Below are 14,496 nucleotides of genomic sequence, written 5' to 3' on the forward strand. Positions count from 1 at the left end.
CGGGCGCCTTCCCCGGATGCGGCGACCGCTCTGACCGACCGGATGCGGCGACCGCTCTGACCGATGGTCGATCACGCTCTCTCGCGCAACTTCAAGGAGTCGCGCGACTTCCTTCATGCGATGGACGAGGCAGGCAGCGGCGCCGGAACGACGCCCTGCCCGTCATCTTGTCAGCCGCCATCAGTATGGCGAGACGCAAACCCGGCGCGGGCCGTAATAGGGCTGGAACGTGTTGTCATATGCCCGGTAGGACCGGTAGCGTGAATAGCACCAGCTCACATGGCCGTTGCCGCCATAGTAGCGCGGGGCGTAGTAACGCGGCTGCGCGGCCAGTCCGCCAATGATCGCTCCGGCGGCAAAACCGCCGAGAGCCGCGCCGAAGTCGTCGTAGCCGCGATAGTAGCCGCCCCCGTAGTACGGACGATAGTAGCCCCCGTAGTTGGGACGATAATAGCGCCCGTAGGACGGTCGATAATAGCGGCCGTTATAGGAACCGTAGCGGCGGCCATAGCGGTATCCGCCGTTGCGCCAACCATCGCCACCGCGCCAGTGCCGACTGCCGTGCCCCCGCCACTTCTCCCTGACCTGAACGACATCGGATGCGTCTATCCGGGGACCGGAAAACGAGGGAAACGCCTGCGCCGGCAGGACGCCCGAGACGGCAGTCGCCAGCGAAAGCCCAATGATTGCGAGCATCTTCATGTGCGTCACCTTGCCTTTCGAAAAGGCAAACGCATCATACGGCAAATTGTGCCGCCGCAGCATGGGGGTAACGACATTGTGAAGGCCGGGCATATGGCCAACGCACGGGCAGCGGGCGCGCTTTCACGCGCAAAATTCAAACTCACACTACCCGTAGTCGCCGTCGCCTAGACCGAATGCCCGTCCCGGTGTAACTCTGACGCGTGCGAGGCAACGCCGGTTGCGTGATGCCGGCCATCGGGAGACGACCGACGGATGACGACGATCCAGATACCGGGCTTCGTGACCTTTACCATCGCCATCGTCGTGTTCTTCATAGGCTCCGGCCTCAACAGGACCCTGGCCCCGCTCAAGCGCTGGAATATACCCGAGGCCGTGACCGGCGGCCTGGTGGCAGCACTGCTCACGCTTTCCGCTTATCGCTTCTTCGACGCCGAGATCGTCTTCGATCTCGCTGCCCGCGACATGCTGCTCCTCTATTTCTTCACCGGCATCGGCCTGAACGCCCGCTTCAGCGACCTCAGGGCGGGCGGCAAACCGCTCGTCATCCTGCTGGTGCTGACCCTGACCTACCTTCTCCTGCAGAACCTGATCGCGGTCGCAAGCGCAGCGGCGCTGGACCTGCCGGAGGGCATTGCCGCCCTGCTCGGCTCGGTCTCGCTGATCGGCGGCCACGGCACCACGATCGCCTGGGCTCCCCTCATCGCCAACCGCTTCGGCCTCGGCAACGCCCTGGAGATCGGCATCGCCTCGGCGACGCTCGGCCTCGTCATCGCCAGCCTCGTCGGCGGCCCGGTCGCCCGCGTGCTGATCAACCGCCATCATCTCAGCGGCCAGCCGGCCGAGCCCCCGAGCATCGGCCTGCCCGACAAGTCGGCGACGCAGCGCGAAAGCAGCATCAACCACGTCAACCTGCTGCGGACGGTGCTGATCCTCAACGTGGCGATCCTGATCGGCTTCGCGCTCGACGAAATCGTCGCGGAGACGGGCATCAAGCTGCCGCTCTTCGTCGTCTGCCTGCTGGTCGCCATCGTCATGACCAACACCATCCCCCGCGTCTTCCCGCATATGTTCTGGCCGTCGCGCTCGCGCTCGCTTGCGCTCGTCTCGGACCTGTCGCTGAACATCTTCCTGGCCATGTCGCTGATGAGCATGCAACTGTGGACGCTGGGCGGCCTCGGGCCGGCGCTCGTCATCGTCCTCGGCGTCCAGACGATCGTAGCCGTGCTGTACATGATCTTCATCGTGTTTCCGGCCATGGGCCGCGACTACCAGGCTGCTGTCATCTCGGCCGGCTTCAGCGGGATCAGCCTCGGCGCCACCCCGACGGCGATCGCCAACATGACCGCCGTCACCAAGGCCCATGGGCCAGCGCCGACCGCCTTCATCATCCTGCCGCTCGTCTCCGCCTTCTTCATCGACATCGCCAACGCGCTGGTCATCGGCTTCATGGTCCGATAAGCGAAGCGCCCCGGCCGCCGGATCCACGCGTCGCAGAACTGCAGCCAAGCGCATGCCTTGGTTAGTGGCGCCGCCGAACGTGAAGGCGCACACTGCCGCCATTCTGATGTCGTCAACAGGACGGAGCGAGATGGCAAGCATGCACTACGACGCCGCCGGGTACCCCATGTTTCCGGGCGGTCGCGAGTTTGAGACGCAGTTCGGTCCAGACGACCTGAACCGGCTCCAGGAACTCTTCGACGACTGCCGTGATGAGTGCCACTTGGCGATCGACTGCGAAAGGGCCCGCATCCTCGGGCGCGCGCTCGTTCGCCTCTACGCCCAGGGACAGCATGATCCCAACCTGATCAGGGCATTGCTGATACCGTCGTTCAAGGAGCGCTCCTAGCCAGGGCAGGTGAGCCTCCGGGGGAACAACCCGCCTCGCCTTCTCGTTTCTGCAATCTGGGCGTTCTACTATCTGGCCCATCGCAATCTGCAAATCTGGAGGGATCGTCATGCAAGACCATGAACAGAAAATCCGCGAACGCGCCTATGAGATCTGGGACCGCGAAGGCCGTCCGCTGGGTCGCGAGCTCGAGCACTGGGCCCAGGCCGAACGCGAACTGGCCGCCCGCGAAATTGACCAGGGCGAAGGTGAGATCGAAGGCGACGACGTGCCGAATCTCCAGGCTCTGCGCGAGGCCGCCCGGCAACACACCGACGCCTACATCGTCAAGACGGACCTGGAAGACGCCGACCAGCGCGAAGCCGCCCCCGGAACGCGCGAGCAACCGTAGCGCAAAAGCCCTCTAGGGGAGTTCGGCAGAAGTGCCTGCAGCGCAAAGAGATACCGTGCCGATGCTTGAGGACGTCGGTGCGACCCTGCCGGTGGTGGCGGCATGGCCCGTGCCAGCGGACACGACGGATACTGCATACAACGACGACCATGGCGGAAAGCCGGCTTTCCGCCATGGTCGCCCGGCTCAGTTCTCGACCGCGAGTGTCTGCCCGTCCCATCTGAGCAGGAAGACTTCGGTGCGCGGCTTGCCCTCGCCATCCTCGCCTCCGACGACAAGAACGCCGCCGGGCACGGCAAAGGAAGCGCCATAGGCCAGTCCCCGCGGCAGTTTGCCCACCTGCCTCCAGCCATTGCCGTCGAAGGCGTAGACCTCGTCGCGCCAGCCCTTCGTCAGCCCGTCATGGGCGAACCATTTTCCCGCCGCGGCATTGGCCTGCGCGCCCTTGAAGTTCGCGCCACCGGCGACGAGGACGTCGCTGCCGGCAACGCCGGCATAGGCCCCCGCCACGCCTTCCTGCGGTTCGGATCCGGAGATGGCCGGCAGGTCCGCGAGTTTCTGCCAGGACGCCTCCTCCCCCTCGACCTGCACCAGCTTGACTTCGGGCGTGCGCAGACCCGGCTTGATCTCGCCGCTGATCACCATAAAGCGGTCCTCGCCTTCGGCGACCACGGCGGGGTCGCAGTTGGGCAGGAACGGATTGTCGCCCAGCGTGCCCCAACTGTTGCCGGCCGGGTCGTAGACCAGCACCTTGTCGTTCCAGCGATAGTCCTTCGGCTGCATGCCCATGTAGCCGTCGACGAGCGTCTTGAAGCCTTGCGGATCCTTGTCCTTGTCGATGGCGCTCACCTCGGCCAAGTATTTGTCGAACAGCTCCTTGTTGTAGCCGCCGACGATGGCGATGCGCCCGTCACCGAGCGTCACCGCCTTCGCACCCGAAAGGCCGGCGGGCGTCTGGGTATCCAGCTTCGACCAGGTGTCGGCCTCGGTGTCGTAGGCATAGACGGTGTCGAAGATGATCGGCGAGTTGGCGGCCGCGTCCGCCTTGCCGTTGCCGCTGAAGGCAAGGATCGTCTTGCCCGAGATCGCCACGGCCGCGCCATTCGTCGCCGGCCCCGTGAAGGCTGCGCGCTTTACCCAGCCCTTGGCCGGGTCGGCCAGGTCGAGTGCGTAGAAGTCGGTTCCGGCCGAGCCGAGCCCGACATAGGCCATATCACCGACGCGCGCGGCGATCCCGTTCTTGACGGCGACGGGCAGATCCGGCCAGGTTTCAGCGGCCATGACGGCACCGGTCGATAGCGCAATGGCTGCGACACCCGCCGCCAGTCGTTTTCCAAGGGTCACTCCAGGCATTCATCGTCTCCTCTCCATCGGTCGACAAGGTTGGGAAGGCGTCGCCGCCGGCGCTCGTCATGACGCAGCGGCCATGTCGGCCACGCCGATGATACCGGCATCAGCACCGAGATCGGCAGCAGCAAGCACAGGCACGACAGCCTCCGGATAAACGGCGAGCGTTTCGCGCAGCAGCTCGAGGAAGCCCTCGGCCAGGCCGACGCCGCCGCCGATCACGATGCATTCGGGGTCCACCACGGCCTGCAGGCCGGCGATGGCGGCCGCAAGCCGGGTTGCCGCATCGCGCAAGGTGTCCTGCGCCCAGCTTTCGCCGGTATGGGCGGCTGCGAAGACCGCGCGGGCGTCGCCGTCATGACCGCGGCGGCGGGCCGCTTCCGCGATCCCGAACCCGGAGGCCAGCGTTTCCAGGCGGACCGGGCCGGTCGGCTCGAAAACGGGCACCTGCCCGAGGCTGCCGGCAATGCCACGCGTACCGCGAAGCAGGCGGCCGCCGAGGACGATGCCGCCGCCGATGCCGCTGGAGACCGTCAGGAACGCCATGTCGCGCCCCTTGCCTGCGCCGAAGCGATACTCGCCCCAGGCGGCCGCCTGCGCATCGTTGACCGCCAGAACCGGGGTGCCAAGCGCGACGCCGAGCACATTCGTCAGCGAAAACCCCTGCGGTATGGCGAGCGTACCGGGATTGAGCGCCGACCAGACGTCGCCGTCGATGCGGCCGGTCACCGCCGCCGCGGCGCGTTCGTATCGGCCGTCCCAGCCTTGGGCCAGACCGGCGATGGCGGCGATCCAGCCCTTGCTGCCTACGTCCGCCGGTGTCGGCATGACGCGCCGCTCGAACACGGTCTCTCCCTGCACCAGGGCGGCGAGCGTCTTGGTGCCGCCGATGTCGAAGGCGAGCACCGGCGCGAGCGGCCGCGCGGCTCCCTCCACCGCCTGTCTGAACCAGTCGGCGATGTGCTCGGGGCGCGTGATCGCCGAACCGACGACCACGGCGTCGGCGCCCGCCCGGATCGCCGCCGCCGCCAGTTCCGGACTGTTGTAGCGTCCTTCCGCGAACACCGGCGCACCCAGGCGGGCGCAGCGCCGCACCAGTTCGAGGTCCGGCGCCTTCGGCGGCGGCGCGTCCCCGGCATAGCCCGACATGGTGGTTCCGACGATATCGGCCCCGGCCGCGAGCGCGGCGCGCGCCTCGGCTTCCGTGGAGATGTCGGCCATCGCCAGCCGGCCGCGACGCTTGATCTCGGCAAGCAATTCGGACACCGGCACCGGGCGCGGCCTGTCCGTGGCATCGACCGCGACGATGGCAGCGCCTGCCTCGCAAAGGTCTATGACGTCGCTCAGAAAAGGCGTGATGCGCACCGCGCTGTCTTCGAGGTCGCGCTTGACGAGGCCGATGACCGGCAGCCGGCTCGCCTGCACGACCGCGGCCACGTTGGCGTCGCCTTCGATACGCAGCCCGGCGGCCCCCGAGGCTTCGGCGGCGCGCGCATAGGCGACGACCGATGCGACAGTGTCGAACGGACCGTCCGGGACCGGCTGGCAGGAGATGACGAGCCTGCCCCGCAGGCCTTCGATGATATCGCGCCCAGTGCTCATGGCGGACCTCCCATAATCAAGTCGCGGGCAACAGCGGTCGCCCCATGATGCATCCAATGAAGTCAGGCCGAGATACACTCCAAGCGCGATTTTCATTCGCGAAAGCGAGCATTTCGGGTATCTCCGGACAGCTACAGTTATTGGCAATTTCAATATCCGATTGACAGATATCCTACAAGTGGATAAATGTGCAGCCACTGTCTTTTCGGAGTCATGAAGGCAACCGGAGACGAAGATGAACGTGAAGTCGATCAAGCCCCTGAAGCGCGCGCCGCTCCTGCACGTATCGGTGCAGGAAAGCCTGCGCGCCTATATCGAGGACAACCGCCTCGATCCCGGCGCGCCGCTGCCGCCCGAAGGCGAACTTGCCACCCAGCTGGGCGTGAGCCGCAACTCCGTGCGCGAGGGTATAAAGGCGCTGGAGTCGGTGGGCGTACTGGAGTCGCGCCGCGGCATCGGCGTCTTCGTCAAGGCCTTCTCGTTCGAGCCGTTGCTGGAGAACCTGGCCTACGGCCTGGGCGGCGCGCTGAAGCAGATCGAGGAGGTCATCACCATCCGCCGTACCCTCGAGGTCGGCCTGATCGACAAGACGCTCGCACTCATCGGGCCGGACGACATCCGCGAGTTGCGCGAGACCTGCGACAAGATGAGGGAACGCGCCGAGCGGGGCGAGAGCTTCCCCGACGAGGACCGGCGCTTCCACCAGTTGCTGTTCCGCTGCCAGAACAACGAGGTGCTTCTGCGCCTGCTCGAGGTCTTCTGGCTGGCCTTCTACAAGGCGTCCGATTTCGTCAATCTCGACAATTCAGACCCGACGCAGACCTGGCGCGACCATGCCGCGATCGTCGATGCGGTCGAGGCGCGCGATCTCGCGGCCGCCAAGGACCGGCTAGACAGGCACTATGCCGGGATCAACCGGGTGATCGCCCAAAGCAAGACAATCACACCTGTAGGGAGGACTACATGAATCTGAAGACCACGATCTCGGCGCTCGCCCTGTCGGCAGCGCTTTTCGGCGGCCTCGCCGCCACGCCCGCGCCGGCTTTTGCCGAAGGCGGCACCATCACCGGCGGCTTCGATGTCGGCCCCGGCGGCTTCCAGGGAAACTTCAACCCCCTCGCGGCGACCAGCGGCTTCACCTGGCTCGTCACCTATTTCGAGCCGCTGGTCATCTATGACGACAAGCTCGAAAAGGTCGTCGGCGCGTTGGCCGACAGCTACGAAATCAGCGACGACCAGAAGACCTATACCTTCAAGCTCGCCGACACCAAGTGGCATGACGGCAAGCCCTTCACCGCCAAGGACGTCAAGTTCACCATCGATCTCGCCAAGAACGACAAGGCAGGCTCGGTCTTCGCGGCCCGCCTCGGCGCCATTGAATCCGTCGAGACGCCCGACGACCGCACGGTCGTGATCAAGCTGTCGACAGCAACGCCGAGCATGCTCGACACCCTTACCAAGGTCATGGTGCTGCCCGAGCATGCGCTGGCCTCCATCCCGGTCGAGCAGATCGCCAAGAACGCCTGGTGGTCGACCTCGCCGATCGGTACGGGTCCGTTCAAGTTCACCAAGTACGTCGCCGACCAGTATGTCGAGCTCGCCGCCAATCCCGACTATCGCGGCGGCAAGCCTGCGGCCGAGAAGCTGATCAACCGTTATTTCGCCGACCCGGCCGCGGCCATCGCCGCCCTGCGCTCGGGCGAGATCCAGTTCACCTACGTCGATTCCAACGACGTCTCCACCTTCAAGGACGACGGCGCCTTCCGGGTGATCGAGGGCAACTCCTATGTCGTCAACTATGTCGGCTTCAACCAGGAAGTGCCGCTGTGGAAGGACCTGAAGGTCCGCCAGGCCTTCATGCACGCCATCGACCGTAACGCCATCATCAACAGCCTCTATGGCGGCGCCGCCAAGCCGGCCAACTGCGTCTACGCCGCCGACCGTCTGGTGCCGGAGGGCATCGATACCTACGACTACGATCCCGAGAAGGCCAAGCAACTGCTGGCCGAGGCCGGCTGGGACAAGATCAACGGCGACAAGCCGATCACGATCCTGACCTATTACACCTCGCCGCTCGTGGCCAATGTGCTCGCCGCTATGCAGGCGATGCTCGGCCAGGTCGGCATCAACATCGTGCCGCGCGCCGTCGATACCCCGACCTACAATTCGATCGTCTACCAGCAGTCGGGCAATGCCGGCGAATTTCCGCTGATCTTCGCCGGCCTGCAGAACGGCCCCGATGCGTCCAACATCAACATAGGCCTGAACGAGAAGCAGATCCCGCCGGCCGGCGCCAACCTCATGCGCATCCGCATGCCGGAAGTGACCGATGCCCTCGACGCGGCACTGGCGGAGACGGACGCGAGCAAGCACGACGCCCGCTACCAGGAGGTCTGCAAGGCCACCAATGCCAACCTGCCGTGGGGCACGATGTGGGTCGGCAACCGCTACGGCGTCGCCTCGACGAAGCTGAACGACTTCGTCTGGACGCCCGCGCCGGCCGGCGGCCCCTATCAGGCCCACCCCGAGAAGTGGGCGATCGCCGAGTAGGCCAATTTCCTCCCTGGGGTGGCCGCTTCATCGGTCACCCCCATTTTTCGGAAAGTTCGGAACTCCCTGGAAAGGGTGCTGATCACCTATGCTTCGCTACTGTCTCCATCGCCTGTTGATCGGTCTCGGCATGCTGCTCGCGCTGACCGTGCTGATCTTTGTGCTGTTGCAGCTGACGCCCGGCGACCCGATCGACGCCTATATCGATCCCAACGTCGCCATGACGAAGGAGGCGATGGACGCCCTGCGTGCGCGCCTCGGCCTCGACCAGCCCCTGCCCGTCCAGTACCTGGCCTGGCTTTCACAGGCCGTGCAGGGCGATCTCGGTCATTCGCTGCAGCGCTTCAACGAGACCGTGGCCGGCCTGATCGCTTCGCGCATCGGCCCCACCCTGCTGCTGATGGGAGCGGGCCTCTTCATCGCCATCGTCGTCGGCATCGCCGCCGGCATCCTCAGCTCTGTACGCCGCAACTCGCTGCCGGACTATTCCTTCTCGGTGCTGGCGCTGCTCGGTATCTCGAGCCCGGCGTTCCTGACGGCACTGCTCGGTCTCTACGTTTTTTCGGTACGGCTGAAATGGGCGCCCTCGGGCGGCATGCTGACGCCCGCGACCGAGTTCTCGCTCAGTGATCTCCTGCACCACCTGATCCTGCCGGCAGTCGTGCTCTCGATCGGCCATGCGGCGCTGATCATGCGCTACATGCGCGCCTCGATGCTCGAGGTCCTGAACCAGGACTATGTCCGCACGGCGCGGGCGAAGGGCGTAAAGGAATTCTGGGTCGTCACGAAGCATGCGCTGCGCAACGCGCTGCTGCCGGTCGTCACCCTCATCGGCTCGACCATCGGGCTTGCCGTCGGCGGCGCCATCTTCATCGAGAGCGTCTTCAACTGGCCGGGCATGGGGCTGCTGCTCATCGACGCCGTCGAGACCCGCGACTATCCCGTCATCATGGGAGCGACACTGGTCATCGGCGCCTGCGTCATCGTCGTCAACATCCTGACAGACCTTACCTATGCGGTCATCGATCCGCGCATCGAGGTGGCCTGACATGAGCCTGTTCACCCTCTCCTCCTCCGGCCCGGTCGCTCGTGCCACCAGCCGCTTCACCCACAACAACGCAGCGCTGTTCGGGGTCGTCCTGCTCGTCCCCCTGCTCCTGGCCGTCCTGACCTATCCTCTCTGGCTGCCCTACAAGCCGAACGATATCGATCTCCTGGCCATGAACGCCGGGCCGTCCTGGAAGCACTGGTTCGGCACCGACGGGGTCGGCCGCGACGTGCTCGCCCGAACGCTCGAAGGCGGCCGCATCTCGCTCCTGGTCGCCGTCTCCTCGGTCGTGCTGTCGACGGCCATCGGCTTTCTCGTCGGCGCGATCTCGGCCTTCGGCGGTCGTTGGGCCGATGCGCTTGCCATGCGCTCCGTCGATCTCGCCATGACCCTGCCGCCGGTCATCTTCCTGCTGGTGCTCGCCTCCATCGTCGGCTCCGGCATCTGGTCGACCGTCTTCGTCATCGCATTGCTATCGTGGCCGGTGCTGTCGCGCATGATCCGTGCCCGTTTGCTGGAGCTGCGCGAACGCGAATTCGTCATGGCCTCGCGCGGCATGGGCGCCGGCATCGGCCATCTGCTGTTCCGCCACGGCCTGCCAAACTCGATCGACATCCTGGTCGTCTACGCCACCCTGCAGGTCGCCAACGCAATCCTGCTGGAGGCCGGACTGTCCTTCCTCGGCCTCGGCGTGCCGCCGCCGGCCGCGAGCTGGGGCAACATGCTGAACGCGGCGCGCTCCACGGCGGTCCTCGAGCAATTCCCCTGGCAATGGCTGTTTCCCGGCGGCGCCCTCGTGCTCGCAGTCCTTGCCATCAACTTCATCGGCGACGGTCTGAGGGATGCCTTCGACCCCCGATCCGAACTCAACTAACCTCTGGAAGAGAAGTAAACCATGTCCAAATTCTTCGGTGTCGTTCCTCCCGTCGTCACCCCCCTCAACGAGGATTTCTCGGTCGACTACGCCTCCTACACCCGTGTCCTCGAACATCTGATCGACAACGGCTGCCATGGCCTGTTCGCGCTCGGGTCGACCAGCGAGGTGGTGTTCTATGACGATGCGGAACGCCGCAAGATCCTCGAGCACACCGTCAAGGTCGCCAACGGCCGCGTGCCCGTCATCGCCGGCGTCATCGACCCGACGACCGACCGCGTCATCCGCCATGCCCGCACCGCCAGGGACGTCGGCGCCGACGCCGTCGTCGTCACCGCTCCCTTCTACACCGTTACCAGCCAGGCCGAGACGATCGACCATTTCCGCATGATCCGCGACGCGGTCGACATCCCCCTGATCGCCTACGACATTCCGGTCTGCGTTCACGCCAAGCTCGCCCGCCAGACCGTGGTGACGCTCGCCAATGAAGGCACGATCATCGGCCTGAAGGATTCCTCCGGCGACGACGGCAACTTCCGCTACGCGCTGAGCGACCTTTCCGGCAACAAGGACGTGTTCCTGATGACCGGCTCGGAGATCGTCGTCGACAGCGCCCTGCACATGGGCGCGCACGGCGTCGTCCCCGGGCTCGCCAACGTCGATCCGGCCGGCTACGTCCGCCTTTGGGACCATGCCAAGCGCGGCGACTGGGACGCCGCACGCAAGGAGCAGGAGCGCCTGTGCCGCCTGTTCGAGATCGTCTGGGTCGCGGCCGGCCGCGTCAGCGGCGGAGCTACGGGCGTCGGCGGCTTCAAGACTGCGATGCGCAGCCTGGGCATCATCTCCACCAATGTCATGGCGCGTCCGCGCGCGCCGCTCAACGACGCCGAGGCGCGCAAGGTCGATGAGATCCTGCGTTCCGCCGGCCTGCTCGACTGAGGATACCGATGACACCCGAACCCATTCTTCAGATCAAGGGCCTCAGAACCGTCTTTCGCGTGCGCGCCAGGGAGATCGCCGCCGTCAACGGCATCGATCTCGCCGTCCATCCTGGCGAGACGGTGGCGCTGGTTGGCGAATCGGGTTCGGGCAAGTCGGTGACGAGCCTGTCGGTCATGCGGCTCCTGGCCCGCAAGATCGGCTCGATCGACGCAGGCTCGATCCGCTTCCGGGGCAAGGACGGCAAGGTCAAGGACCTCGTCGCGCTGAGCGAGGAAGAGATGCGCCACATCCGCGGCAACGACATCGGCATGGTCTTCCAGGAGCCGATGACCAGCCTCAACCCGGTCTACACCGTCGGCGACCAGATTTCCGAGTCGCTGCGCGTCCACCGCGGCATCGGCAAGCGCGACGCGCTGGAGGCCGCGGTCGGCCTGCTCGAAAAGGTCGGCATTCCCGACGCCCGTCGCCGGGCCCGCCAGTATCCGCACGAGATGTCGGGCGGCATGCGGCAGCGCGTCACCATCGCCATGGCGCTCGCCTGCGATCCGACGCTGCTCATCGCCGACGAGCCGACCACCGCACTCGACGTCACCATCCAGGCGCAGATCCTCGATCTCATGCAGAAGCTGCAGCGCGAGCGCAGCATGGGCATGCTGTTCGTCACCCACAACCTCGGCGTCGTCGCCGAGATCGCCCATCGGGTCGTGGTCATGTATGCCGGCCGCATCGTCGAGACCGGCGCTGTCGCCGAGGTCTTCCGCGACCCGCGCCACCCCTACACGATGGGATTGCTCAAATCGATGCCGCGCCTGGGCACGGCGACCGCGATGAAACGCAGCGGCGAGAAGTTGCCCGCCATTCCCGGCATGGTGCCAAGTCTTGCCGAGATGCCGGCCGGCTGCGCCTTTGCTCCCCGGTGTCCCTTCGCGATCGATGCCTGTCGCACCGCCGTGCCGGAACTTGCCGCCGTCAACGAGGGCCATGGCAGCCGCTGCATCCGCTGGCAGGAGATCTCAGCATGACCACCGCCCCGTTCCTCTCCGTTCGCGGCCTCGCCAAGCACTACCAGACGCGCGGCGCCACGCTGAAGATCCTGCAGGACATATCCTTCGACATCGCCAAGGGCGAAGTGGTCGGGCTCGTCGGCGAATCGGGCAGCGGCAAGACCACAATCGGCCGCTCCGTGCTGAGGCTCATCGAGCCGACCTCGGGTGAGGTCGTCTTCGACGGCACCGACCTGACGGGGCTATCGTCCGGCGAGATGCGGCGCCAGCGCCCGCGCATGCAATACATCTTCCAGGATCCCTACGCCTCGCTGTCGCCGCGCATGACCATCGGCGAAATCCTCACCGAGGGCCTGAAGATCCAGAAGATCGGCACCAAGGCGGAACGGCTCCAGCGGGCCAGGAAGGCGCTGGAGCAGGTCGAGTTGCCGCCGGACGCTATCGACCGCTACGCGCATGAGTTCTCGGGCGGCCAGCGCCAGCGCATCGGGATCGCCCGGGCGCTGACGCTTGCCCCCGACTTCATCGTCGCCGACGAACCGGTCTCGGCGCTGGACGTGTCGATCCAGGCACAGGTGGTCAACCTCCTGCGCGACCTGCAGCAGCGGCTCGGGCTCACCATGCTGTTCATCTCACACGACCTTGCGGTGGTCGAATACATCTGCGACCGCGTCATCGTGCTCTATCTCGGCCGCATCATGGAGATCGCCACGGCCGAGGATCTCTATGCCCGACCGCAGCACCCCTACACCCGGGCGCTGATGTCGGCGATCCCCTCCCCCGATCCCACAGCCAGGACGAAGCGCCAGATCCTGAAGGGGGACATACCGAGCCCCGCCAACCCGCCGAGCGGCTGCGTCTTCCGAACGCGCTGTCCGAACGCGCTCGACGCCTGCGCAGCCACCGTGCCGGAACTGCGCGAGGTGGCGCCGGGGCATTTCAAGGCCTGCATCCGCGACGATCTGGAGGGAAGCCTGACGCCACCCGGCGCCTGACCTTTTCGAGCCTGACCTCTTCGCCCGGGCCCGGCCGCCAGACGGACGAAATTCCGTCCCAACCCCGCACCTGATCCGCCTCCCAAGGCAAAGCGAACGGCCTCGCCACCCTCCCGGGCGGCGGGGCTTTTCATTTCATGGTTCTCGCCTCATGGGGAACCGGTGCCGCATCGCCGGGCAACGGAGTACCGCGGGCCGCGCTCAAACCTCGACGGTAACCTCGCGGCGCTCGCGCGAGGCCTTGAAGGCCGCTTCGATGCAGGCCACCACATGCAGGCCGTCCGCTCCGGTCACGGGCGGGGTCGTGCCGTTGACGATGGCGTCGGCGAAAGCCTGCCACTGGCGCGCGAGGCCGCGACCGGCGACGTCCTGCTCGATGGAATTCTCTACCGGCTGCCACGTAAGGTCCCGGCCAAGCGTGACGCCCTTGAAGAAGTCGACACTCAGCACGCCCTTGTCGAAGATCAGTTCGTCGCCCGAGATGAAGGCGCCGTCGGCATAGCCGATGCTGGCGACCTGGCCCGCAGCCTCGTCGCCGAAACGAATGAGCAGCAGGGCCGCGTCGTCGGCCTTCTGCTGGTGGAAGCTGGTGGCGGTGATGGCGCTGACATGCGTAGCGCGCTGCCCGGCAAAGGCCAGAAGCCGGTCGAGCGCATGGATGCCGGCGGTGAACAGCATGCCGCCGCCGGCCGCCGGATCGAGGTGCCAGTCGCGACGGTTGCCCTCCATCCACAGCTTGATCATGCGGCTCGAGCCGTAGCGCATCCGCCCAAGCCCGCCATCATCGATCAGCCCGCGGGCGGCGAGATAAGGCAGGGTGAAGCGCATGGTATGGCCCGGCATCAGCACCACGCCCGCCTCATGTGCTGCGGCAAGGATCGACCGGCACTCGGCGACGGTCGGCGCCAGCGGCTTTTCGACCATGATGTGCTTGCCCGCCTGCGCGCAGGCGATCGCCGCGTCCGTATGCAGGTGATGCGGCAGCGCCACCACCACCGCGTCGACATCCGGGTCGGCGAGAAGGTCGCGATAGTCGACATAGCCCTTGCCTCCGAATTCCGCGGTGAAGGCTGCAAGTCCCGCCGCGTCGTTGCGGCAAGCGGCCACCAGCCTCGCGCCGTTGACGGACCGAAGCGCCCTTGCGTGCGCAGCGCCGAAGTGCCCCGCACCGATGATGCCGATGCCCAACATG

14 protein-coding genes are annotated in these 14,496 nt (G+C 66.1%); 10 read left to right on the forward strand and 4 right to left on the reverse strand.

Going from position 1 to position 14,496, the window contains the following annotated elements:
• Window positions 1-180: 180 nt before the first annotated feature.
• Window positions 181-702 carry a BA14K family protein gene (locus GGQ64_RS02020; protein ID WP_183798321.1) on the reverse strand — a complete coding sequence of 174 codons (522 nt, stop codon included), beginning with the start codon at window positions 700-702 and terminating at the stop codon, window positions 181-183.
• A gap of 255 nt (window positions 703-957) precedes the next feature.
• On the opposite strand from GGQ64_RS02020, the gene gltS reads away from it, so the two are divergent.
• The 3 genes from gltS (at window position 958) to GGQ64_RS02035 (ending at window position 2,942) form a co-directional block, all read left to right on the forward strand.
• Window positions 958-2,163 (forward strand): sodium/glutamate symporter, encoded by a 1,206-nt coding sequence (gene gltS / locus GGQ64_RS02025; RefSeq protein WP_183798323.1) that lies wholly within the window; start codon window positions 958-960, stop codon window positions 2,161-2,163.
• Between the two features lie 130 nt (window positions 2,164-2,293).
• Entirely contained in the window at window positions 2,294-2,551 is a 258-nt protein-coding gene (locus tag GGQ64_RS02030) for a hypothetical protein (RefSeq protein ID WP_183798325.1), read from the forward strand.
• A gap of 109 nt (window positions 2,552-2,660) precedes the next feature.
• A complete protein-coding gene (locus GGQ64_RS02035) occupies window positions 2,661-2,942 on the forward strand; it encodes a DUF2934 domain-containing protein (RefSeq protein ID WP_183798327.1) in 282 nt (93 codons plus the stop codon).
• A 186-nt stretch (window positions 2,943-3,128) separates the two neighbouring features.
• On the opposite strand, the gene GGQ64_RS02040 is transcribed toward GGQ64_RS02035, so the two are convergent.
• Window positions 3,129-4,295, reverse strand: a complete 1,167-nt coding sequence (locus GGQ64_RS02040) for an N-acetylneuraminate epimerase (RefSeq protein ID WP_183798330.1) — start codon at window positions 4,293-4,295, stop codon at window positions 3,129-3,131.
• Window positions 4,296-4,352: 57 nt separating this feature from the next.
• Window positions 4,353-5,891 (reverse strand): putative N-acetylmannosamine-6-phosphate 2-epimerase, encoded by a 1,539-nt coding sequence (locus tag GGQ64_RS02045; RefSeq protein ID WP_183798331.1) that lies wholly within the window; start codon window positions 5,889-5,891, stop codon window positions 4,353-4,355.
• Window positions 5,892-6,126: 235 nt separating this feature from the next.
• On the opposite strand from GGQ64_RS02045, the gene GGQ64_RS02050 reads away from it, so the two are divergent.
• The 7 genes from GGQ64_RS02050 to GGQ64_RS02080 all read left to right on the forward strand — a co-directional run bounded on the left by GGQ64_RS02050 (window position 6,127) and on the right by GGQ64_RS02080 (window position 13,304).
• Window positions 6,127-6,858, forward strand: a complete 732-nt coding sequence (locus tag GGQ64_RS02050; protein WP_183798333.1) for a FadR/GntR family transcriptional regulator — start codon at window positions 6,127-6,129, stop codon at window positions 6,856-6,858.
• Window positions 6,855-8,441 (forward strand): ABC transporter substrate-binding protein, encoded by a 1,587-nt coding sequence (locus GGQ64_RS02055; protein ID WP_183798335.1) that lies wholly within the window; start codon window positions 6,855-6,857, stop codon window positions 8,439-8,441. Before GGQ64_RS02050 ends, GGQ64_RS02055 begins: the two co-directional genes overlap by 4 nt.
• A gap of 88 nt (window positions 8,442-8,529) precedes the next feature.
• Window positions 8,530-9,489: an ABC transporter permease gene (locus GGQ64_RS02060; RefSeq protein ID WP_183798337.1), complete on the forward strand. Its 960-nt coding sequence runs from the start codon at window positions 8,530-8,532 to the stop codon at window positions 9,487-9,489.
• Window positions 9,455-10,363, forward strand: a complete 909-nt coding sequence (locus tag GGQ64_RS02065) for an ABC transporter permease (RefSeq protein ID WP_183798339.1) — start codon at window positions 9,455-9,457, stop codon at window positions 10,361-10,363. Before GGQ64_RS02060 ends, GGQ64_RS02065 begins: the two co-directional genes overlap by 35 nt.
• A 21-nt stretch (window positions 10,364-10,384) precedes the next feature.
• On the forward strand, window positions 10,385-11,302 hold the full coding sequence (locus GGQ64_RS02070; RefSeq protein WP_183798341.1) for a dihydrodipicolinate synthase family protein: 918 nt from the start codon (window positions 10,385-10,387) through the stop codon (window positions 11,300-11,302).
• An 8-nt stretch (window positions 11,303-11,310) separates the two neighbouring features.
• Entirely contained in the window at window positions 11,311-12,327 is a 1,017-nt protein-coding gene (locus GGQ64_RS02075) for an ABC transporter ATP-binding protein (RefSeq protein WP_183798343.1), read from the forward strand.
• Window positions 12,324-13,304, forward strand: a complete 981-nt coding sequence (locus tag GGQ64_RS02080; protein WP_183798344.1) for an ABC transporter ATP-binding protein — start codon at window positions 12,324-12,326, stop codon at window positions 13,302-13,304. The genes GGQ64_RS02075 and GGQ64_RS02080 overlap by 4 nt, the downstream gene beginning before the upstream one ends.
• Window positions 13,305-13,505: 201 nt before the next feature.
• On the opposite strand, the gene GGQ64_RS02085 is transcribed toward GGQ64_RS02080, so the two are convergent.
• A complete protein-coding gene (locus tag GGQ64_RS02085) occupies window positions 13,506-14,495 on the reverse strand; it encodes a Gfo/Idh/MocA family protein (protein WP_183798346.1) in 990 nt (329 codons plus the stop codon).
• Between the last annotated feature and the right edge of the window lies 1 nt (window position 14,496).

The organism is Mycoplana azooxidifex, from assembly GCF_014196765.1.
Taxonomy (GTDB): domain Bacteria; phylum Pseudomonadota; class Alphaproteobacteria; order Rhizobiales; family Rhizobiaceae; genus Mycoplana; species Mycoplana azooxidifex.

Coding starts and splice junctions, on each gene's coding strand:
- GGQ64_RS02080 (WP_183798344.1), top strand. CDS start 12,324: ATGACCACCGCCCCGTTCCTCTCCGTTCGCGGCCTCGCCAAGCACTAC.
- GGQ64_RS02050 (WP_183798333.1), top strand. CDS start 6,127: ATGAACGTGAAGTCGATCAAGCCCCTGAAGCGCGCGCCGCTCCTGCAC.
- GGQ64_RS02055 (WP_183798335.1), top strand. CDS start 6,855: ATGAATCTGAAGACCACGATCTCGGCGCTCGCCCTGTCGGCAGCGCTT.
- GGQ64_RS02020 (WP_183798321.1), bottom strand. CDS start 702: ATGAAGATGCTCGCAATCATTGGGCTTTCGCTGGCGACTGCCGTCTCG.
- GGQ64_RS02085 (WP_183798346.1), bottom strand. CDS start 14,495: ATGTTGGGCATCGGCATCATCGGTGCGGGGCACTTCGGCGCTGCGCAC.
- GGQ64_RS02065 (WP_183798339.1), top strand. CDS start 9,455: ATGCGGTCATCGATCCGCGCATCGAGGTGGCCTGACATGAGCCTGTTC.
- GGQ64_RS02045 (WP_183798331.1), bottom strand. CDS start 5,891: ATGAGCACTGGGCGCGATATCATCGAAGGCCTGCGGGGCAGGCTCGTC.
- GGQ64_RS02030 (WP_183798325.1), top strand. CDS start 2,294: ATGGCAAGCATGCACTACGACGCCGCCGGGTACCCCATGTTTCCGGGC.
- gltS (WP_183798323.1), top strand. CDS start 958: ATGACGACGATCCAGATACCGGGCTTCGTGACCTTTACCATCGCCATC.
- GGQ64_RS02035 (WP_183798327.1), top strand. CDS start 2,661: ATGCAAGACCATGAACAGAAAATCCGCGAACGCGCCTATGAGATCTGG.
- GGQ64_RS02040 (WP_183798330.1), bottom strand. CDS start 4,295: ATGCCTGGAGTGACCCTTGGAAAACGACTGGCGGCGGGTGTCGCAGCC.
- GGQ64_RS02070 (WP_183798341.1), top strand. CDS start 10,385: ATGTCCAAATTCTTCGGTGTCGTTCCTCCCGTCGTCACCCCCCTCAAC.
- GGQ64_RS02075 (WP_183798343.1), top strand. CDS start 11,311: ATGACACCCGAACCCATTCTTCAGATCAAGGGCCTCAGAACCGTCTTT.
- GGQ64_RS02060 (WP_183798337.1), top strand. CDS start 8,530: ATGCTTCGCTACTGTCTCCATCGCCTGTTGATCGGTCTCGGCATGCTG.